The 19,743-nt window shown below is 54.5% G+C and carries 17 protein-coding genes; 8 read left to right on the plus strand and 9 right to left on the minus strand.

What is annotated here, in order from left to right:
• Window positions 1–97 precede the first annotated feature (97 nt).
• Window positions 98–829, minus strand: coding sequence for a 7-cyano-7-deazaguanine synthase QueC (queC, locus tag CSC3H3_RS13755; protein ID WP_101268374.1), 732 nt, complete (start codon window positions 827–829; stop codon window positions 98–100).
• A gap of 137 nt (window positions 830–966) precedes the next feature.
• A complete protein-coding gene (locus CSC3H3_RS13760) occupies window positions 967–1,878 on the minus strand; it encodes a class I SAM-dependent methyltransferase (RefSeq protein WP_101285191.1) in 912 nt (303 codons plus the stop codon).
• A 774-nt stretch (window positions 1,879–2,652) separates the two neighbouring features.
• Here CSC3H3_RS13760 and CSC3H3_RS13770 point away from each other — a divergent pair.
• From CSC3H3_RS13770 to CSC3H3_RS13790, 5 genes are all read left to right on the plus strand, one after another.
• Complete coding sequence (locus CSC3H3_RS13770) at window positions 2,653–4,311, plus strand: peptide ABC transporter substrate-binding protein (RefSeq protein WP_101268377.1); 1,659 nt, start codon at window positions 2,653–2,655, stop codon at window positions 4,309–4,311.
• Window positions 4,312–4,385: 74 nt separating this feature from the next.
• Entirely contained in the window at window positions 4,386–5,306 is a 921-nt protein-coding gene (gene oppB, locus CSC3H3_RS13775) for an oligopeptide ABC transporter permease OppB (protein ID WP_101268379.1), read from the plus strand.
• Window positions 5,306–6,223 (plus strand): ABC transporter permease subunit, encoded by a 918-nt coding sequence (locus CSC3H3_RS13780; RefSeq protein WP_101268381.1) that lies wholly within the window; start codon window positions 5,306–5,308, stop codon window positions 6,221–6,223. The genes oppB and CSC3H3_RS13780 overlap by 1 nt, the downstream gene beginning before the upstream one ends.
• 14 nt (window positions 6,224–6,237) lie before the next feature.
• Window positions 6,238–7,236: an ABC transporter ATP-binding protein gene (locus tag CSC3H3_RS13785; protein WP_101268382.1), complete on the plus strand. Its 999-nt coding sequence runs from the start codon at window positions 6,238–6,240 to the stop codon at window positions 7,234–7,236.
• The gene (locus tag CSC3H3_RS13790) at window positions 7,233–8,225 is read left to right on the plus strand and encodes an ABC transporter ATP-binding protein (protein WP_101285193.1); all 993 of its coding nucleotides are present in this window, start codon (window positions 7,233–7,235) and stop codon (window positions 8,223–8,225) included. The genes CSC3H3_RS13785 and CSC3H3_RS13790 overlap by 4 nt, the downstream gene beginning before the upstream one ends.
• Window positions 8,226–8,349: 124 nt before the next feature.
• On the opposite strand, the gene CSC3H3_RS13795 is transcribed toward CSC3H3_RS13790, so the two are convergent.
• From CSC3H3_RS13795 to CSC3H3_RS13805, 3 genes are all read right to left on the minus strand, one after another.
• Window positions 8,350–10,104 (minus strand): HD family phosphohydrolase, encoded by a 1,755-nt coding sequence (locus tag CSC3H3_RS13795; RefSeq protein WP_101285194.1) that lies wholly within the window; start codon window positions 10,102–10,104, stop codon window positions 8,350–8,352.
• 248 nt (window positions 10,105–10,352) lie between these two features.
• Window positions 10,353–11,315, minus strand: coding sequence for a MipA/OmpV family protein (locus tag CSC3H3_RS13800; RefSeq protein WP_101285195.1), 963 nt, complete (start codon window positions 11,313–11,315; stop codon window positions 10,353–10,355).
• Between the two features lie 125 nt (window positions 11,316–11,440).
• On the minus strand, window positions 11,441–12,691 hold the full coding sequence (locus tag CSC3H3_RS13805) for an AraC family transcriptional regulator (protein WP_101285196.1): 1,251 nt from the start codon (window positions 12,689–12,691) through the stop codon (window positions 11,441–11,443).
• A 344-nt stretch (window positions 12,692–13,035) separates the two neighbouring features.
• Between CSC3H3_RS13805 and purB the strand changes: the two genes are divergently transcribed.
• A complete protein-coding gene (gene purB, locus CSC3H3_RS13810; protein WP_101268393.1) occupies window positions 13,036–14,346 on the plus strand; it encodes an adenylosuccinate lyase in 1,311 nt (436 codons plus the stop codon).
• Between the two features lie 87 nt (window positions 14,347–14,433).
• Here the strand turns inward: purB and CSC3H3_RS13815 are convergent, their stop codons facing one another.
• Window positions 14,434–15,330 (minus strand): LysR substrate-binding domain-containing protein, encoded by an 897-nt coding sequence (locus CSC3H3_RS13815; protein ID WP_101285197.1) that lies wholly within the window; start codon window positions 15,328–15,330, stop codon window positions 14,434–14,436.
• 104 nt (window positions 15,331–15,434) lie between these two features.
• On the opposite strand from CSC3H3_RS13815, the gene CSC3H3_RS13820 reads away from it, so the two are divergent.
• On the plus strand, window positions 15,435–16,409 hold the full coding sequence (locus CSC3H3_RS13820; protein WP_101285198.1) for a DMT family transporter: 975 nt from the start codon (window positions 15,435–15,437) through the stop codon (window positions 16,407–16,409).
• A 178-nt stretch (window positions 16,410–16,587) separates the two neighbouring features.
• Here CSC3H3_RS13820 and CSC3H3_RS13825 read toward each other — a convergent pair whose 3' ends face one another.
• The 3 genes from CSC3H3_RS13825 to CSC3H3_RS13835 form a co-directional block, all read right to left on the minus strand.
• A complete protein-coding gene (locus tag CSC3H3_RS13825) occupies window positions 16,588–17,319 on the minus strand; it encodes a CTP synthase C-terminal region-related (seleno)protein (protein ID WP_101285199.1) in 732 nt (243 codons plus the stop codon).
• Window positions 17,320–17,449: 130 nt separating this feature from the next.
• A complete protein-coding gene (locus tag CSC3H3_RS13830) occupies window positions 17,450–18,130 on the minus strand; it encodes a response regulator (RefSeq protein ID WP_101285200.1) in 681 nt (226 codons plus the stop codon).
• A gap of 217 nt (window positions 18,131–18,347) precedes the next feature.
• Window positions 18,348–18,662 (minus strand): DUF1476 domain-containing protein, encoded by a 315-nt coding sequence (locus tag CSC3H3_RS13835; protein ID WP_101268402.1) that lies wholly within the window; start codon window positions 18,660–18,662, stop codon window positions 18,348–18,350.
• A gap of 143 nt (window positions 18,663–18,805) precedes the next feature.
• On the opposite strand from CSC3H3_RS13835, the gene CSC3H3_RS13840 reads away from it, so the two are divergent.
• The gene (locus tag CSC3H3_RS13840) at window positions 18,806–19,585 is read left to right on the plus strand and encodes an NRDE family protein (RefSeq protein ID WP_101268404.1); all 780 of its coding nucleotides are present in this window, start codon (window positions 18,806–18,808) and stop codon (window positions 19,583–19,585) included.
• The last annotated feature ends 158 nt before the right edge of the window (window positions 19,586–19,743 follow it).

A 19,743-nucleotide genomic window follows, 5' to 3' on the forward strand; every position in this document is an offset into this window, starting at 1 on the left:
ACATATGCGGACTGGCAAAAATTACGGGCCGGGCACGAAAAGCACCATTTTGCGGCAGGCTGGCTGCGCGTTAAACGCGCCACTGCTGCAAATACAGTCAGTCCTGTGCTGTTTTTTCGGCCATTTTGCGCATCGCATGTTCTGCGCGCGCCTGTTTCCAATATTCGCGATCGATATAGACCGTCGGGTCGGGCACACGGGCCAGCTCCAGCGCCTCGCGCCGTTCCACACAGGTTCCGCAACGCCCGCAATGCACGTCTTCGCCCTTGTAACAGGACCATGTCCGTTCAATCGGCACGCCAAGCCGGCCGGCTTCAGCCGCGATATCCGCCTTGGTCGAATTGATGAACGGCGTATAAAGCCGAATATTGGCAACACCTTCCAGGGCGTGGTTTTGCATTTTCTGGAAGGCATTTACAAAATCGGGCCGGCAATCGGGATAGATGAAATGATCTCCGCCATGCATGGCAGCTGCCACCGCATCGGCCCCGGCACTGGCCGCCGCCCCGAATGCCACCGACATCATGATGGCATTGCGATTGGGAACCACGGTAATGCGCATGGTTTCTTCAGCATAATGCCCGTCGGGCACATCAACATCATCACTGGTCAGCGATGATCCCGTCAGCAATTTGCCAACCGGTGTCAGATCGACGATATGGTGCCGCACGCCCAAATCACGGGCGGCGTCGGCAGCAAAATCCAGTTCCTTCTTATGGCGCTGGCCATAATCAAAGGAAATCAGCCCATGCAAGCTGTATTCGCGCGCAACCTTGTGCGCCAGCGTTACAGAATCCAGCCCGCCCGAACAGACGACGATGGTTTTCATTGTCCCCAACCTTTGCGTGTTTTTTACCTGGTGCTACGACAGGGGGACCCGCAAGGCCGGTTTTTGGCCGAAACTGGCGGATCACCAAACTTTTCGTCTCGCATGGGCGAATAAAAAAGGCAAGGGTTTTTGACCTATTAAAGTTTAATTCCCCTACTACCGGATAGGATATGAAAGCACATCGGCACCCGAAAATGCGCATCTTCAATATGTTGCGACAGATTGGCGTGCATGCGTTCATCAATGGCTTTTTGCGCTGCGGCATCCGCCTTGCGCATATGGGGGCCGAAAAGCATTTCCATTTGCGGCCGCCAGAACCGCGCTGCCTGGGGAATCCGGCCGCGTGGCACATGGGTCACCAGTGAAACATCCTCAAACCCGGCATTGATCAGCCGTGCGACCGAGGTTTCAGGCGATGCAAACCCGAACGGATCAAGCCCGGCAGCGGTAAACCCGATACCCAGCACATCGCGCAGGGCCTGGTCCATTGCCATAAAAAGCGGATTTTCGGCCATTGGCCCCCATAACATAAAGGCCGCCCGCCCCCCTAGCGCCAATACCCGCAAACATTCCCGCAATGCCAGGTCCGCATCATCGCAAAACATAATGCCAAACCGGCAGGAAACCGCATCAAATGCGCCATTGGCAAAAGGCAGCTTTTGCATATCCGCCGCCACAACATCAAGATTGGCAAGGCTGGCCTGGGCTGCACGCACAGCAAGGCCATGACACATGCCCGGCGCAATGTCGGTAGCCGTAACCCGCCCTTTCAGGACTGGCCTGCTTTCGCCATCCGGGCTGGAAGGGGGCATTTCCCCATTTAACAGCCGGGCAATGCCAAAGGCAGGCTCCCCCACCCCGGATGCCAAATCCAGCACTCGCAGCCCGGCATCATCATGATGGATGGGCTGGCGCACCAGCTTGGGCAATTCAAGGGCATCGATAAGGTGCCGGTTGATTTTATCGGCTTGCGGTGCCAGCCGATCCGCCCAGTTCAGCCAGTCCGACGACAGGTCCTGCCAGACCGGATTACCCGTAACTTGATTCATTTTCCACCTGCCCTGATATGCCCGCCTGCCCGGCCGGATTTATCCCGGCCTGTTACAGTCGCCCTGTTTGTTATTGGCGAACCACAATGAAGGGTGTTCGCACTTTCATTTCTACCAGCAGTAAAGCCTGTGTGCAGGATGGCGGCAAATTTTATTTCGCACGCTGCCAACAAATTCAACAGCATGCCCAATTTTCAGGCACGTTTTCGGGGTGATGTGAACAAAATCACTGCATTGAAAAAGCTGTTTAGAATCACCGAGTCGCATCATGCCACGCACACCGCGCGACGCGGGAATTGCGAATTTTGAACCATTGAACCAATAGTTTAAATTCACTATCAAAATCAAAAAGTTAGACTTTAATGCAGCGCCAGTTTCGCGCGAATTTTCCAACGGCACACCAGAAGGGTGAATTACGCCGCCCCTATGCGCGCAACCCAGCCAACCGGAAAATACATAGCTTGATCAAGCATCTGCGCGGTTTAGGGCAGCCTCGCTGCCATAGCCAGCGAAGCCTTGCGGGGCAACAGATTGCGCAGGTTTGGGATGCATCGCCGGTCACGCCTTTTGCGCAATAATCTTAATTATAAATCACATATTTGGAAACAAACACGAAACACAGGTCATTTCAGGGCAAAAATTTTTCAATTGTTTCCGTTTTATGGATTTGTCGCTTGCAGGGAACAATCTTTGTTATCAGTATTTCCGCGTACGCATTAGTGGGGATGCTTCCCGCTCCAGGGCGAACAAACAAAAACAAGGGAGACATATTGAATGTCATTTATCACGAAGACCAAAGAAGGTCTCGTGCACGGCTTCTTTAATTCGTCACGAGCACTTCTTATTGGCACTGGCCTTCTTGCAAGCAGCGTGGCTGCACTGGCGCCGGTTGCAGCACAGGCCGAAATGGTGCTGAACCGTGGCAATGGCTCCGAGCCGGGCAGTCTTGATCCGCAAATTTCCGAAGACGTTCCTTCCTCGCACGTTCTGCGCGACCTTTATGAAGGTCTTGTCGGCGAAGAGCCGAGCGGCAAAATCGTTCCGGGTGAAGCTGAAAGCTGGAAAATCAGCGAAGATGGCCTGACCTACACCTTCAAAATTCGCGATGACGCAAAGTGGACCAACGGCGAACCCGTTACCGCTGGCGATTTCGTGTTTGCCTGGCAGCGCGCTGTCGATCCGAAAACCGGGTCGGAATATTCGTTCCTGCTGGCACCGATCAAAAATGCCGACGACATTACGTCGGGCAAAATGGCCCCGTCCGAACTGGGCGTGAAAGCCATTGACGACAAAACCCTGGAAGTCGACCTTGCCGGTCCGACCCCCTATTTCCTTGGCCTGCTGACCCATTCGATCAGCTATCCGGTTTACAAGCCGGCAGTCGACGAGTTTGGCGACCAGTGGACCCGCCCGGAACATGCCGTTACCAACGGTGCCTTCAAACTTGACGAATGGAACCCGCAGTCCCGTATCGTTCTGTCGAAAAACGACAGCTACTGGAATGCTGGCAATGTCAAACTTGACAAGGTCATCTATTACCCGACCGAAAGCACCACGGCCGAACTGAAGCGTTACCGCGCTGGCGAACTGGACTGGACCTATGAAGTCCCGAACGACCAGATCAAGTGGATCCGTGACAATATGAACGACGAGTTCGTGGTTTCGAACTATCTCGGCGTTTATTACTACGGCTTCAACATGACCAAAGCGCCGTTTGACAATGCCAAGCTGCGTGAAGCTTTCTCGCTGGCGATCAACCGCGACATCCTGATGGACAAGATCGTTACCGCTGGTGAAGTTCCGGCCTATGCCTATGTCGTGCCGGGCATGACCGGCTATGACCCGGTCTATGTCAACTTCAAGGACATGACCCAGAAGGAACGTAACGAAAAAGCCTACAAGCTTTATCAGGAAGCCGGTTATTCCAAGGATAACCCCGTTACCGTCGAAATCCGTTACAACACCAACGACAACCACAAGAAAATCGCCATCGCGATTGCCTCGATGTGGAAAAGCGTCTTTGGTGCCAAGGTCAATCTGGTCAACGAAGAATTCAAGGTCTTCCTTGAAACCCGTAAAGCCAAAGAAAAGACCCAGGTTTTCCGCGCTGGCTGGATCGGCGACTATAACGACCCGAACACCTTCCTTGAACTTTGGAAATCTGATTCCGGCCTGAACGACACCGGCTTTGCCGATCCGGAATTTGACAAGCTGATGAAGGAAGCCTCCACCGAGCAGGATTCCGAAAAGCGTATGAAACTGCTGCAGAGCGCCGAGCGCATCTTCCTCGACGCAAACGCTGTTGCCCCGATCTATCACTATGTGACCAAGCACATGATCAAACCGTATGTCAAAGGCTGGGATGCCGATGGCAAGGGTCATGTCAACGTGATGGACCACGTTCGTTCGCAGTATCTGTATATCGAAAAATAATCCTTCGATTGACAGTCTGAACATGCTGTCCGCCGCGCGAATTTGCGCGGCGGACAGGCTTTGGGGATAACCATATGCTTGGCTTTACGCTGAAACGATTGCTCGGGGCGATCCCGACGCTTTTTATCATTGTCACCCTGTCATTCTTCCTGATCCGGACCGCACCGGGCGGGCCGTTTGACAAGGAACGTTCCGTCCCGCCAGAAGTCGCAGCCAACCTGAACGCCGTTTATCACCTTGATGAACCGCTTTGGATGCAATATGGCCGCTATCTGGGCGATGTCGTGCAGGGCGATTTCGGCCCGTCTTTCCAGTATCGCGATTTCACCGTGACCGAGCTTATTTTCCGCGGATTTCCGGTTTCGCTGACATTGGGTGGATCGGCCATTTTCCTGGCCCTGATCATCGGGACCACTCTTGGCACCCTTGCCGCCTTAAAGCAAAATTCAAAACTTGATTACGCTGTCATGGCAACGGCCATGACCGGCATTACCATTCCAAACTTCGTGATGGCACCGTTGCTGACCCTTATTTTCGGGGTATATCTGCGCTGGCTGCCTGTCGGGGGCTGGGAACAGGGGCTGGACCAGGTTGTTCTGCCCATCATCGCCCTTGCCCTGCCCCAGATCGCCTATATCGCACGCCTAACCCGTGGCTCCATGATCGAGGTTCTGCGCTCCAACTTTGTGCGTACTGCACGGGCAAAGGGCATTCCCGAACGGGTCATGATCACCCGCCACGCCCTTAAGGCGGCCATCCTGCCGGTTGTTTCCTATCTTGGCCCGGCAAGTGCTGCCGTCATCACCGGTTCGGTGGTGATTGAACAGATTTTTTCCATTCCCGGCATCGGGCGCTATTTCGTCCAAGGTGCGCTTAACCGCGACTATACGCTGGTGATGGGTGTCGTCATTTTCTACGGCACGCTGATCATTCTGTTCAATCTGTTGGTCGACCTTGTGTATGGCCTCCTCGATCCGAAGGTGAGGATGCAGTAATGTTTGCAAAAACCAATCCGGGTTCCGCGACCGAGGCCGTTGATCTGGCCATGACCGGCGAGGCCGTAAAAGGCCGTTCTCTGTGGCAGGATGCCTTCCGCCGCCTGCGTGCCAACAAGGCCGCCGTTATCAGTGCGACCCTTCTTGTTTTAATGACCCTGGCCGCCATTATCGTGCCCATGGTTCACCCCCACCCGTTTGATGAAATCTACTGGGATTACATCCAGGCGCCACCCGATGTGGAAGCGGGCTTCCTGTTTGGTACGGACACCAATGGCCGCGACCTTTTTGTACGTTCCATGTATGGTGTGCGCGTATCCCTGATGGTGGGCATTGTCGCCACATCGGTTTCGCTTTTGATTGGCGTCACCTATGGCGCGATTTCGGGCTATATGGGCGGGCGCACCGACAGCGTCATGATGCGCATTGTCGACATCATGTATTCCATGCCCTTCATGTTCTTCGTGATCATGCTGATGGTGGTGTTTGGCCGCCATATTTACCTGATTTTTGCCGCCCTTGGCGCGGTTGAATGGCTGACGATGGCACGTATCGTGCGGGGCCAGGCACTGTCGATCAAGAACCGGGAATTTGTCGAAGCAGCACGGGCATCGGGTGTATCGAACTTCAACATCATCCGCCGCCATATTGTGCCCAATGCACTTGGCCCGGTGATTGTTTATGTCACGCTGACCATCCCGCAGGTGATCCTGATTGAAAGCTTCCTGTCCTTCCTCGGGCTGGGTGTGCAGGAACCGATGACCAGCCTTGGTGTGCTGATTTCCGAAGGTGCCCAGCAAATGGAAAGTGCCCCCTGGACGCTGCTGTTCCCGGCAACGATCCTCGCGGCTATTCTGTTCTGCTTTAACTTCATCGGCGACGGGCTGCGTGACGCCCTTGACCCGCGTGACCGCTAAAGGAGCATGACGCCATGAGCAATATTCTTGACGTCCAGGGCCTGACCACGGTCTTTAAAACCCCCGATGGCGATGTCAAAGCCGTCAATGATGTCAGCTTTGCGATCAAAGCTGGCGAAGCCCTTGGGGTTGTGGGTGAATCCGGGTCGGGTAAAAGCCAGACATTTCTGTCCATCATGGGGCTTCTGGCATCGAACGGTCGTACGACCGGATCGGCCAAGCTTAAAGGGCAGGAACTGGTTGGCCTTTCCACCCGCGAGCTTAACAAGGTGCGCGGTTTGAAAATGTCGATGATCTTTCAGGATCCGATGACATCGCTAAACCCCTATATGCGCATTTCAAAACAGCTTTCCGAAGTGCTGGTCCAGCACAAGGACATGAGCGAAAAGGAAGCCCGCGCCAAGGCCCTTGATATGCTCGATCTGGTGCGCATTCCCGAAGCGCGCAAACGGTTTGATATGTATCCGCATGAATTTTCCGGCGGGATGCGCCAGCGCGTGATGATCGCAATGGCGCTCCTGTGTGAACCGGAACTGCTGATTGCCGATGAACCGACCACCGCCCTTGACGTGACCGTGCAGGCACAGATCCTTGATCTTCTGGGGGATCTGAAGCGTGAAATGAATACCGCCATTGTCATGATTACCCATGATCTGGGTGTGGTGGCCGGTATTTGTGACCATGTGCAGGTGATGTATGCCGGGCGCATTATTGAAAGCGCCCCGGTCAATAACCTGTTTGCCAACCCGCAGCACCCCTATACCGCGGGGCTTCTGGCATCGTCACCGCGCCTTGATGTCGTTAACAGCGACGAAAAACTGACCACCATTGCCGGCCAGCCGCCCAACCTGCAGCGTCTGCCTGCCGGGTGCAGCTTTGCCCCGCGCTGCCCGCATGCCTTTGATCGCTGCCGTGCCGAACTGCCGCTGCTTCGCCCGACCGAAGATGGCACCCCGGCTGACAGCCATATCAAGGCCTGCCATTTGGAAGACAATAAGGGACTTGCCGCATGACCGTTGAACCCGTTCTTCTTGATGTCAAAAACCTGAAGGTGCATTTTGATGTGCCTGCTGGCGGCTTCCTGTTTAAAAAGACCGTGCCGCTTAAGGCTGTTGATGATGTCAGCTTTCAGATCAAGGCTGGTGAAACACTGGGTGTTGTGGGTGAATCAGGCTGTGGCAAATCCACACTTGGCCGCGCCATTTTGCGCCTGATCGAACCGACAGCAGGTGAAGCCGTATGGCTTGGCCGTGATCTGGCATCAATCAACCATAAGCAGATGCAAGCCCTGCGATCTGATTTGCAGATCATTTTTCAGGACCCGCTGGCATCGCTTGACCCGCGAATGACCATCGGCCAGATCATTGCCGAACCGTTGATCACGCACCGTCCTGAACTTTCCCGCGCACAGGTGCGTGATGAAGTGCGCGACATCATGTCGCGCGTTGGCCTGCTGCCGGAAATGATCAACCGTTATGCCCATGAATTTTCGGGGGGCCAGTGCCAGCGTATCGGCATTGCCCGTGCCATGGTTTTGCGCCCGAAACTGATTGTCTGTGACGAGGCGGTATCGGCACTCGACGTTTCCATTCAGGCGCAAATTGTTAATCTGTTGCAGGAATTGCAGCGCGAATTTGGCCTGGCTTTGCTGTTTATCAGCCATGACCTATCAGTTGTCCGCCATATCAGCCACCGCATTCTGGTGCTGTATCTTGGCAATGTGATGGAGGTTGCAGATCGCGACACCATTTATAACGCGCCCAAGCATCCCTATACCAAGGCCCTGATTTCGGCCGTACCCATCCCGGACCCGGTGCTGGAACGCAACAAGGAACGTATTGTTCTGACCGGCGAACTTCCCAGCCCGATCAACCCGCCCAGTGGTTGCGTGTTTCGCACGCGCTGCCCCTTTGCGCAGGAAAAATGCGCACAGGACGTACCGGAAATTCAAAGCCTGGGTGCCAAACACCAGGTTGCCTGCCATTTCCACAATGAAATGTAAGGCCAACCAGGCACGTTAACTTAAAACAAAAGGGCAGCCCCGCATGTCATGGGCTGCCCTTTTGTGTTTATCGGTTTGTTCTGCAAGGCAACCCGCACCAATCAGTAGCGGATTGACCCAGCCATTATGCGTTGCGCAGATAATGGCGGATATCAACATCATCGCGCTGATCGGGGCGAAGATAGGTATCGCCATACTCCCGGTAGGCCCCGCTGGTTAAGAACAGCTCGAACAGGTCACTGTCGATTTTGTTGTCATCGCGCATTCTGCCCAGAATATCGATGCATTCCGACAGCATCTTGGGCTTTTTATAGGGGCGATCAACCGCGGTCAGGGCTTCAAAGATATCGGCGATGACCATGATTTTCTCAAGCGCGCCCATGTCTTCGCCACGCAAGCCACGTGGATAACCCGACCCGTCCATTTTTTCATGATGGTTCCCGGCAATCCCCGGCACATTGCGCAGGCCCGGCGGGAACGGCAATTGTTCCAGCATATCCTGGGTCAGCACCACATGGTCATTGATGATGGTGCGTTCTTCCGGCGTCAGAGTGCCACGTGGGATCGACAGGTTATAAATCTCGCCGTTATTGACGTGGTTGTAAACCTGGTCCTGGCGGTCCGATAACAGGGGTTCGGCACCGGGCTGCGACAGAATGGCGGCTTCTTCGCTGGTCATGCGGCTGCTTTCGGCCCAGGACAGGCCCGCCGTGCGGTCAAAATTGCGCTGCCAAGTCTGGGTGGCAATGTCGCGAATGGCCACAATCGTTGAAAGATCAAGGTTTTCGCTGCCAATATTGCTTTGTGCCACCAGTTCAAACTGGGCACGCAATTCATCGCGGCGGGCGGCGAAATCGGCCTCGCAGATTGCCTGGTCTTCGCCTGCAAGCTGGCGGCGCAGCATGTCTATTTCGGCATCACGCAGCAAAACCTCAAACCGGGTGCGCACCTCGTGAATGCGGTTATGGATGGTTTCAAGCTTGGTTGCCTTTTCCACCACATGTTCGGGGGTAACGATTTTGCCAATGTCATGCAGCCACGCTGCCAGGTCCAGTTCATACCATTCCTGTTCCGACAGGCTGAAATCGGCAAAGGGACCATTTTTCTGGTCAACAGCGGCCTGCGCCAGCATTTTTGCCAGTACCGGCACCCGTTCGCAATGCGCCCCGGTATGGGGGGATTTGGCATCGATGCCCTGGGCCAGAATGCGCACGAAACTGTCAATCAGGTCACGCTGGGATTGCAGCAAACGGCGATTTTCAAGGGCAACGGCGGACTGGCTGGTAAGTGCCGTAATCAACGGCTCGATCATGGGATCAAAGGGGATGACGGTGCCATCCTCGCGCCGGGCATTGATAAGCTGCAAAACACCCAGGACACGCCCGCGCGCGCTTTTTAACGGTACGGTTAAAAATGACTGCGACCGATAGCCCGTTGCTGCATCAAACCGGCGCGTGCCGGAAAAATCAAACCCGTCGGCGGCATAGGCATCCACGATATTGATGGTTTCACCCGTCAGGGCGACATGGCTGGCAATGTTTTCGTGGTTCGGGCTGCCATCAGCCAGATAAAGCGGCACCGGGGGAAACGGGTATTCCTGCTGGTTTCCATCAACGACGTAACGCTGCAGGGTGTCATTTTCCATGATGCGGAAATGAAGTTCGCTTTCATCCCCGTTTAACAGGTAAAGCGACCCGCCATCGGCATTGGTAAATTCACGCGCCGCCTTCAGGATTCGCTGATGCAGTGCGCTTCTGTCATGTTCGGCGGACAGGGCAATCCCCAGATCGACAAGCTTTGCCAACTGGCTTGCTGCGATGCTTTTTGGGGGCCGGGCGGTTCCGGCCTGAGGGGGGATCGTAGTTTCCGCAAATTTCATATCAAATTTGTTCCTGTGCCGATGGGGCATGCAGTGCATGACCTTACCGGTTTTACGTAGTTCTGCCTAAAAGGTTTACCTCCCATTCTTAAGTATATGCAACCACATCCGTCACAGTGACGCTACGAGAATTCAAAATATTCCATCACATTTGCGTAAGCCCCGCGTGCGCACACACAGGAAATGGGCCGGACGACAAAGTCGCCCGGCCCATTGACCGGCGGGGACATTGGGGGAGGGAGCGCCGGTCAGAAGGTATAAACAACACCCAGCGAAAAGTTGACGAGGTAGTCCTTATCAACAATCGGGCTGTCGGTATAAACATCGGGCAGGAACTGCACACCGGTTTGACCAATCAGCGCCAGGCCATCATAAACGGGGTAACTTACCGTCAGATCCAGATGCGGGATGAAGGCATCATCGGGGTTATAATAGGCACGGTTGGCGCGTGCTTCGCGGCGATTAACGCCAACCATATACTGGGTCAGCTTTTCGCTTTGCCAGGTTACACCACCGCCCCATACCAGGGTCACCGCCGAAAGCTGGGTTGGCTGGCTGTAGCTGATGTCAATTTCCTGGCCGTTATGGGCATCGCTAACATCAAACAGGTGCGATGCCGTAATTTCACCGGGACCAACCTGTGCCGAAAAGGATGCACCGGCTTCAAAGGCAAGATCGCGGTCTTCCATACCGGCAAGATAGGGGCCATCACCCGAATCAAACGGTGAAAACCGCACCGATCCGATGGCCGAAACGCTGAAACGGTCATTTTGCCAGACGGTGGCGCGCAGGCCATCGACGCCAACATGCAGGCGTTCGGCGTCATAGGCGACCATGGGCAGACCACCCAATTCCCAGTCATCGCCATCGCGATATATGCTGGTTGAAACGGTGCCTAGCGCGCCGATCTGCCATTTACCACCCAGCCATGGATCGGCGGTGTCATCATCATCATTATCGTCACCGGCTTCACCACCGGCATTTGTGTTTGCTTCGGCCGTTTCCGGCACAAGGCTTACGGGCTGGTTACTTCCCGATTGTACCGGTGCAGGGCTGCCTTCCCCTGCCATTGCTGTGCCTGATACCAGTGTCTGTGCTGTCTGTGCGTGTGCGCTTTCCGAAAAGGTCAGCACAACAGCCATCGCACACACACCCGCCCCAAAGGCAATTGCCAGATAGGCCATGCCCTGTATTTTGTTATTTAACTGCATTTATCGTCACACCCGAAATTGGTTGATGTGCCGATAGTGCGGTGTCTTGCGGATGCTGGCGTCCGTTTCTACAAGTTCGCACCGGCCGGTTGGCCAACCGGCGTACGAATGATTATCCGGACAGATCAAGCCTTTGAAATGGCAGGTTTCATTTGCCGATAGGACGATGGCGTATGACCGGTAATTTTTTTGAAAGCCAGGTTGAATGTCGACTTTGAATTAAAGCCAACCTCGACTGCGATATCAAGAATGGTGCGATCGGGTTCTTTCATCAAAAGACGGGTAGCTTCCTCGATGCGGTATTCATTGACGTAATCAAAAAAGCTTTTGCCGATATGGCGGTTTAACACCATCGAAAGCTGGTTGGGTTTTGTGCCAACAGCAGCAGCCATTTTCGGCATGGTCAATAACGGATCAAACAGCATGTCGGTTTGCGCGACCAGTTTCTCAAGCGCGCGGCAAATGCGTTCGACCTCGTCAGGGTCAATCGTAGCACGCGGCGGATCCTTGGCATCATCGCCCTGTTGGGCAGGGGACGGGGTGCCAGTGCGGTTTGCCGCAATTACCGCCTGCATGGTCCCGGTATCTGCCCCCTGCCCGTCTTCCAGGTAATCATCGGCCACAAACAGCGACGGGTTCACCGCGATCAGGTGGCTTAACCGGAAAAACACCAGCACAAAGCAGCAATCCATCGCGGCATATAGCCAGTCGCTTTCAATTTGCAGCAGGGCAAGAATGGTGATGATGGTGTAAAGAACAAAGATCGCCGAAATCGCCAGCACGAATTCCGTCAGCCAGCGCCGCAAACCGGGCTGTTCGCCATCCAACTGTTCGCTGATTTTGCGCATATAACGCAGCGTGATGCGCCATATCCAGATCAGATAGGTCACAAGCTGGATATGCAAACCAGCAATGATCGACAATGTCAGAACGCCCTGTAACGGGCTTTCAAACACATCGGCATCAATATCGGGGCGCACGTCATCCAGTAGCGGGCCGAAATCGCGCAACTGCACGGCCACAACCAGGCCCAGCACAAACACCGCCACCACCGGCAGCAGGTAATGCAAAACCGGCCGGCGCACGGGGCGGCCGCTTAATTCCCGGAAATACATGTAAATCGAGGGCAGATAGGTAAATGGCAGCGCGCCAAAAAACGGCACCAGATACAAATTCCAGCGCAGATCAAGCAGGATATAGGCCATGCTGTTAAAAAAGCTGAAGCCAACCGCCAGAACAAACGCGCCCAGCCACCGGTTGGCACGAAAGGCCCGTTTGCCCTCGCCGCGAAACAGCAGCAAGACAAAAACGGCCTGCGCCAACCCGATGGCACAAATCATCAGCCAGCCGACATCGGCGATATCAAACGGTTCCACGTCTGACCTCACGCTGCATGGTCGCGCCCATCCATTTTCTCGAAAAACCCGTTATCAATACAACAGGCGGTTTTACACCACCCCGTGCATTGTCCTAGCCAGTTCGACAATAATTGAAAAGCCCCAAAAGCAGCCGAAACGCGTAAGGCCCCTTTCCACCCCCACAGACGACCATATCGCTGTTAAAAAGATCGTCTACATTGAAGGCCGTTACGGCTTTATCATACGAAAACGGCATCGTCAGGCTTGATAAAAGTCGCGAAATCCTCTATCCGACGCACAAAGCGTGCGGATCACGTGCCGCGAGGGCCCCGCACCAGAACCCCCTTGCCCGGAGACCCTGCATGATCCCCCGTTATTCCCGCAAACAGATGACTGCCATCTGGGAACCGGCGAACAAGTTTCGCATCTGGTTTGAAATCGAGGCCCACGCTGCCGACAAACTGGCCGAACTCGGTGTGATCCCGGCAGAATCCGCCAAGCTGGTTTGGGAAAAAGGCAACAAGCCCTACACCCAGGACCGTATCGACCGCATTGACGGCATCGAAGCCGAAGTCAAACATGACGTTATCGCCTTTTTGACCGAACTTGCCGAACAGGTTGGCGAAGAAGCCCGCTTTGTCCATCAGGGCATGACCAGCTCGGACGTTCTCGACACCTGCTTTAACGTGCAGTTGGTTCAGGCAACCGACATCCTGCTTGAAGACATGGACAAGCTTCTGGCTGCCCTTAAGAAGCGCGCCTATGAAACCAAAGACGTGCCCTGCATGGGCCGTTCGCACGGCATCCATGCCGAGCCGGTGACCTTTGGTCTGAAACTGGCAACCTTCTATGCCGAATTTGACCGCAACAAAAAGCGCCTGCTGGCCGCACGTGAAGAAATTGCCACCTGCGCCATTTCGGGTGCTGTTGGCACCTTTGCCAATATCGACCCCAGCGTTGAAGAACATGTTGCTGCCAAACTTGGCCTTGCACCGGAACCGGTTTCAACCCAGGTGATCCCGCGTGACCGCCATGCGGCCTATTTCGCAGCCCTTGGCGTGATTGCATCTTCGATCGAACATCTGGCAACCGAAATCCGCCATTTGCAGCGCACCGAAGTTCGCGAAGTTGAAGAATTCTTCTCGAAGGGTCAGAAGGGTTCGTCGGCCATGCCGCACAAACGTAACCCGGTCCTGACCGAAAACCTGACCGGCCTTGCCCGTCTGGTTCGTTCGATGGCGATCCCGGCAATGGAAAACGTTGCCCTGTGGCATGAACGTGATATTTCGCATTCGTCGGTTGAACGCAATATCGGCCCCGATGCGACCGTGACCCTTGATTTCGCCCTGATGCGCCTGACCAACGTTGTTGAAAACCTGGTGATCTATCCCGAACGGATGGACGAAATCCTTAATCAGATGGGTGGCCTGGTCTTCTCGCAGCGCGTGCTGCTGACCCTGACCCAGTATGGCGTTTCGCGCGAAGATTCTTACCGGATCGTTCAGCGCAACGCGATGAAGGTCTGGAACCGCGAAGGCGACCTGCTGTCGCTGCTCAAAACCGACGAAGACGTTACCGCACGCATCCCCAATGACAAGCTCGAAGCCCTGTTTGATCTGGGCTACCACACCAAGCATGTCGACACGATTTTTGCCCGCGTCTTTGCAAACTAAGCAATAGACCAGCCGCAATCAAAACACCCCTGCAGGAAAATCCTGCAGGGGTGTTTTTTTGCCTGAAACCGCGTCTTAAACAGCCGCCTAAATCGCGATATCGCGGGCCTCGTTCATCAGCCAGTCGCGGAACATTTTAACATGGCCTCGCAGCTCCACATTTTTCGGATGCACCAGAAAATAACCCGACGATAACATCAGGACCGATTCCGGGAAAAGCGGCACCAGTTTGCCTTCCAGCACGTCTTCCTCGGCCAGCATCGGCACAGCCAGAACAACGCCCTGCCCGTGAATGGCCGATTCAATTGCCACCGATGTCAGATCAACATCGATCTTGCGCATGGCACTGATGGCGGCCTTGTCCATATTGGCAAATTTTGCCAGCCATTGCGGCCACCAGGCATGCAACGTGTCATTCAAAAGGGTTGCCCGTGTCAGATCGGCCGGGCTTTGAAGGCCAATTTCATCGCGATATTGTGGTGAACAGAAAAGTGCAGCCTGCCCACGGTGCAAAAGGGTGCATTCAAGACTGTCATCATCACCGAAAAAATAGCGCACGGCGATATCCACCGGGTCACGGCCAAAATCCGCCACCTCGGAGGATGACCCCACCTGAAGTTCCGTCCCCGGATGGGCAATTAAAAAGCGCGACATGCGCCGCGAAAACCATTTGGCCGCAAAACTTGGCGGCATCACCACCCGTACAGAATGGGCATGCTGATGACGAAGTGCGCGGCTGGCATCGGTAATTTGCGCCAATGCCGGGGCGATACGCGCCGCATAGGCCAGGCCATCGGCGGTTGGTTCAATCTTGCGGACATGGCGGGTAAACAGGGTAATGCCCAGCCAGTCTTCCAGTTTGCGTATTTGCTGCCCAACGGCACCTGGGGTGACGTTCAATTCCTCTGCTGCAAGAGAAAAACTATTCAATCGCATAGCAGCATCGAAGGAATGCAGTGCTTTGAGTGGGGGAATATCCGACATGATACAGTTTTTCTATTCCATTGGACAGATAACATGATTTGTACCCGATCCCCAGCGAACCTACAATCCCCGGCAAATCCTGTTTCTGGCGCATTGGAAATGCCATGAAGAATTCAGCCTATATTCCCTTTGCCATTCTGGGCCTGATCTGGGGCACCCCCTTTATCTTTACCCATTGGGCAGCGGCCTATATCACCCCGGCGCAAATCGTTTTGATCCGGGTTGTTTCCGGCTTTTTGCCGGTCCTGTTATTTGCGCTGGCAACCCGCGCCCTGAAAAGGTGGCACCTGCGACATGCCCATCATTTTCTGGCGATGGCCGCCCTTGCCACCGCACTTTATTATCTTGCCTTTGCCAAAGGCACGATCCTGCTGCTTTCCAGTGTGGCAGGCATGCTAAGCGGGGCTATCCCCCTGTTTTCCTGCCTGTGCGCCCTGCTATTTTTGCGCGATGAACCGCTGAACCGCCGTTCTCTTGGTGGCATGTTGCTGGGGTTTGCCGGCATTCTGGTTATTGCCCGCCCCTGGCAAACCGGCCTTGGCATGGTCGACCCGATGGGTGTGCTTTATATCGTTCTGGGGTCGCTTAGCATCGGCTGTTCCTTTGTCTATGCCCGCAAATTCATCAGCCCGCTTGGCATCGCCCCGGCTGCATTATGCACCTATCAAATGGGGCTGGGTGCCGTTGCCCTGATTGTTAGTGTTGATATGACCGGTGTCGGTGCGATCCTGCAGGATACAAAGGCAACTCTTGGTCTGGTTTTAGGCCTTGGCACGGTCGGCACCGGCATTGCCTATATTCTGTATTATCTGCTGGTCCAGAAACTGGGCGCCATTCGCACCGCAAGCGTCACCTATGTGCCGCCGGTCGTCGCCCTGTTCATTGGTTGCGTCTTAAATGGCGAACCACTTGAAATGCTTGATCTGGCAGCAACCGGGGCCATTTTGATCGGTGTTTTCACCATGCAGACCGGGCGGCAATTGCCAGCCCCCACCGCGACACCCCGCAATGGATCAAACGTGACGGATCAGCCAACAGCAGGATCAGCCCCCGCAACAACACCTTCGACCTGCAATTAAAGCCCTTTGCCTTGAATATCCCCGATATTCCGCCCGTCTCTCAACCAGTCGGGCGGGTTCTGGCTTGCCCCTGGCTGGCACCAGAACATCAAAGCCCCCTGCATCACATACAGGGGGCTTCTTTTTTTGGCATTGTGGAAACAGCCGGTTATAGCTGAAATCCCGTTACGTGGCGGGTTTACTTTGCAGCCTTTACCTGATGGTCCCGGGCTGCGCGCACAAAGGCCGAAATCAGGTTATGTTTTTCACCCTTCAGGGCTGAACGCTCTGGCTGAAAGGCCGTACCAATGAAAAACGGATGGCTTTGCAATTCAATGGCGCGTGGGTCGCCTTCGTCATCCCATGCACTTACGCGAAGGTCACTGCCGTCAAACAACGGCACATACTGGCGCGAAAAACCATAACTGCAGCGATAGGTTTCATTGGCACGGTCCGCACCGTAATGCCTTGCAATCAGGCTGTCGGGGGCAAGTGTAATATCCCCGGCCTGATCGATCAGCGCACAGGTCAAAGGGGCGACCAGCGGCAGGGTGGCATCGGGGTTTACCTCGGCATTATCGGCGTCGTGCAGGCCCAAAACATTGCGGGCGAATTCCAGCACCGCATGCTGATAGCCCCCACAGGTGCCCAAAAATGGAATTTCTGCCTGGCGCGCATAGCAAATGGCATCAATCGCGCCATCCATGCTGGCATACGGGCTGGCTGGCACACACCAGATGCCATCAAACCCGGCAAGGATGCCTTTTGCCGCACCATTGGCTAGATCGGATGTATGAACCCATTCGATGCGGGCTTCAAAACTGCCGTCATCCAGGGCATCGGTTGCAATTTTCAGTGCCGGGGGAATGGCCTGATGGGCGGTAACGGCTTCGTTATAATCACCAACCAGGGCAAATCGGATTTCTGTCATTTTTAACCTCGTTATGCGGGAAATAATCCCGTGATGAATCGAGGAGAGCAACAGCAACCAACAAAAAACCGGCCCGCATCAACGGACCGGTTCGCAACGTGTTTGTGCACCGCTGCCTTTTTCAGGAATACTACAAAGACCCCGATCGCGCCATATCTTCCAGCGCAATTTTCACCGCCTGCGCACGATTTGATACATGCAACTTCCGGTAAACGTTTTTCAGGTGATATTTCACCGTGATTTCGCGCAGGTCGAGATGACGGGCAATATCCTTGTTCGGGCGCCCTTCCGACAACAAAGCCAGCACTTCGCGTTCGCGCGGGGTCAGACGGGCAAAATCACCATCGCTGCCAAACTGGCCAGCATGGCGGCCGCTGCCTGAATCGGAGTTATTGCCAAAACCTTCGGCAAAATTGCTAAGGATGCTTGATGGCAGGTATTTTTCACCGGCCAGCACCAGACGAATGGCATTTGCCAGTGCTTCGCCACGCAAGGTTTTGGGAATAAAGCCCTGGGCACCGTTTTCAATGGCGTGGCGAACATCTTCGCCGTTATATGCGCCAGAAAGCAGCACAACCGGAACACCCGGCCCGACCTTTTCAATCGTGACTTTAAGACCTTCAAGGCCATTCATGCCCGGCATCCGCAAATCAAGCAGGATCAGATCAAACGGGTTATCCGGATCGATATGCTCAAGCGCGGGTTCAAGTGCCCCGGCCTCAATGACTTCGCAATTTTCAAAATACTGCTGAAATAAAAGAGATAACGCCTCACGGACCAGATCGTGATCATCTGCAAGAAGGATACGCAAAACTCTCGCCTTTCTCTAGCGGATGCAAGGCATTTTGCCCCAAACCGTATACTGTTTAAATATTGTCAGTTATTCGAAGACAATTCCAATCAAAACTGACCGGATAGACAGAATAGGCGAGGCCCAAAAAGTTTGCAAATAGCAACTGGTTAGTTTGATCCGTTTTATTCAATTTTATGAATAAAACGGATCGGGCTACACAATCTGGCCTGTCTTTTTACAGAACTTCTGCACGTGCCTGCGGACGCAGTTCCTCAAGCTTGGCACTGACCTGTGAAATCGTCATATCGATGTTATGCCGGGCAAAATCGGCCAGGATGGTTACCGCAACGCCGTTTTCACGGGGATTTGCCACCACGGCCCCGACAATTTCATTGGCATATTGCGCTGAGCGGGCATCATCCATCCCCATTTCAGCCGCAGCCCATTTTGCCAGAAGTTTATATAAATGGGCTTCCACCCGAAAGTTCTGCTCCAGATCAAAGCTGTATTTGGCTTCAAATCCGCGTTCGCGATCCGTCATTCCGCTCATGGTCGCTTCCCTTTCTTTTGTGCCTGGCGATACATAGCGCACCGGCTATATATCTGTGTGCGGTTACAGTCATTTTCATGCACTGCACGGCTTTTTTCTTTTCAATTTGACAAATACCACCTTCAACGGCTTTGATCTGGAACATGTGCACAGTCATTATTTTACGCCGCCCCGACCATGAATGGCCTGTCCTGATTGGCGCCAATCGCGACGAAATGAAAACCCGCCCCTGGCAGCCCCCTGCCCGCCACTGGGAAGACCGGCCCGACGTTATTGCCGGGATCGATGAACTTGGTGGTGGCACCTGGCTTGGCATGAACGAAGACGGGGTTGTTGCAGCCGTGCTAAACCGCTATGGCACGCTTGGCCCGGCCGATGACAAACGGTCCCGCGGGGAACTTCCGCTTGAAGCCCTTGATCATGCCGATGCCATTGATGCCGCCCAGGCCCTGGCCGCCCTTGATGGTGATGCCTACCGCCCGTTTAACATGGTTATTGCCGATAACCGCGATGCCTACTGGCTGGCAAACCGGGGCGATGGCAAAATTGAAATTCATGAAATTCCCGATGGCTTTTCCATCCTGACGGCGCATGACATCAATGACACCAAAAAAAGCGAACGGACCGCGCGCAACCTGCCGCGTTTTATCAGCGCGCCCATTCCCAACCCCGAAGCCGACGACTGGTTTGCCTGGCAGGCCCTGATGGCCGATACCGGCATTCTGCCGCCCGACCTTGAACATCATGATATTCGCGCCGATGCCATGCTGGTTCGCAGCAATATCGGCTTTGAAACGGTCTGTTCATCGCTGATCGGTCTGCCTGGCATTCCCACCAGCGAAAACGAACTGCCCCGTCGCCCGATCTGGCTGTTTGCCAATGGCCAGCCCGACAGGGTGCCCTTCCAGCCAGTAGAACTGTAATAACCAGCAAGCCAGGCTATTATGGCCCTGTAACAATCGCGTAATTGACTGTTTCAAAACCGGCTTTCCCGCCAAGGGGAATTTGACGGGTTTTACATCCGAAAAGCATTTATCAGCCTATAGGCTTTTGGTGGCAATTCGCTATTATGGGGAACATC

The sequence above is a fragment of the Thalassospira marina genome, from assembly GCF_002844375.1.
In the GTDB taxonomy this organism is placed as follows: domain Bacteria; phylum Pseudomonadota; class Alphaproteobacteria; order Rhodospirillales; family Thalassospiraceae; genus Thalassospira; species Thalassospira marina.

Coding starts and splice junctions, on each gene's coding strand:
- queC (WP_101268374.1), bottom strand. CDS start 829: ATGAAAACCATCGTCGTCTGTTCGGGCGGGCTGGATTCTGTAACGCTG.
- CSC3H3_RS13760 (WP_101285191.1), bottom strand. CDS start 1,878: ATGAATCAAGTTACGGGTAATCCGGTCTGGCAGGACCTGTCGTCGGAC.
- CSC3H3_RS13770 (WP_101268377.1), top strand. CDS start 2,653: ATGTCATTTATCACGAAGACCAAAGAAGGTCTCGTGCACGGCTTCTTT.
- oppB (WP_101268379.1), top strand. CDS start 4,386: ATGCTTGGCTTTACGCTGAAACGATTGCTCGGGGCGATCCCGACGCTT.
- CSC3H3_RS13780 (WP_101268381.1), top strand. CDS start 5,306: ATGTTTGCAAAAACCAATCCGGGTTCCGCGACCGAGGCCGTTGATCTG.
- CSC3H3_RS13785 (WP_101268382.1), top strand. CDS start 6,238: ATGAGCAATATTCTTGACGTCCAGGGCCTGACCACGGTCTTTAAAACC.
- CSC3H3_RS13790 (WP_101285193.1), top strand. CDS start 7,233: ATGACCGTTGAACCCGTTCTTCTTGATGTCAAAAACCTGAAGGTGCAT.
- CSC3H3_RS13795 (WP_101285194.1), bottom strand. CDS start 10,104: ATGAAATTTGCGGAAACTACGATCCCCCCTCAGGCCGGAACCGCCCGG.
- CSC3H3_RS13800 (WP_101285195.1), bottom strand. CDS start 11,315: ATGCAGTTAAATAACAAAATACAGGGCATGGCCTATCTGGCAATTGCC.
- purB (WP_101268393.1), top strand. CDS start 13,036: ATGATCCCCCGTTATTCCCGCAAACAGATGACTGCCATCTGGGAACCG.
- CSC3H3_RS13815 (WP_101285197.1), bottom strand. CDS start 15,330: ATGTCGGATATTCCCCCACTCAAAGCACTGCATTCCTTCGATGCTGCT.
- CSC3H3_RS13820 (WP_101285198.1), top strand. CDS start 15,435: ATGAAGAATTCAGCCTATATTCCCTTTGCCATTCTGGGCCTGATCTGG.
- CSC3H3_RS13825 (WP_101285199.1), bottom strand. CDS start 17,319: ATGACAGAAATCCGATTTGCCCTGGTTGGTGATTATAACGAAGCCGTT.
- CSC3H3_RS13835 (WP_101268402.1), bottom strand. CDS start 18,662: ATGAGCGGAATGACGGATCGCGAACGCGGATTTGAAGCCAAATACAGC.
- CSC3H3_RS13840 (WP_101268404.1), top strand. CDS start 18,806: ATGTGCACAGTCATTATTTTACGCCGCCCCGACCATGAATGGCCTGTC.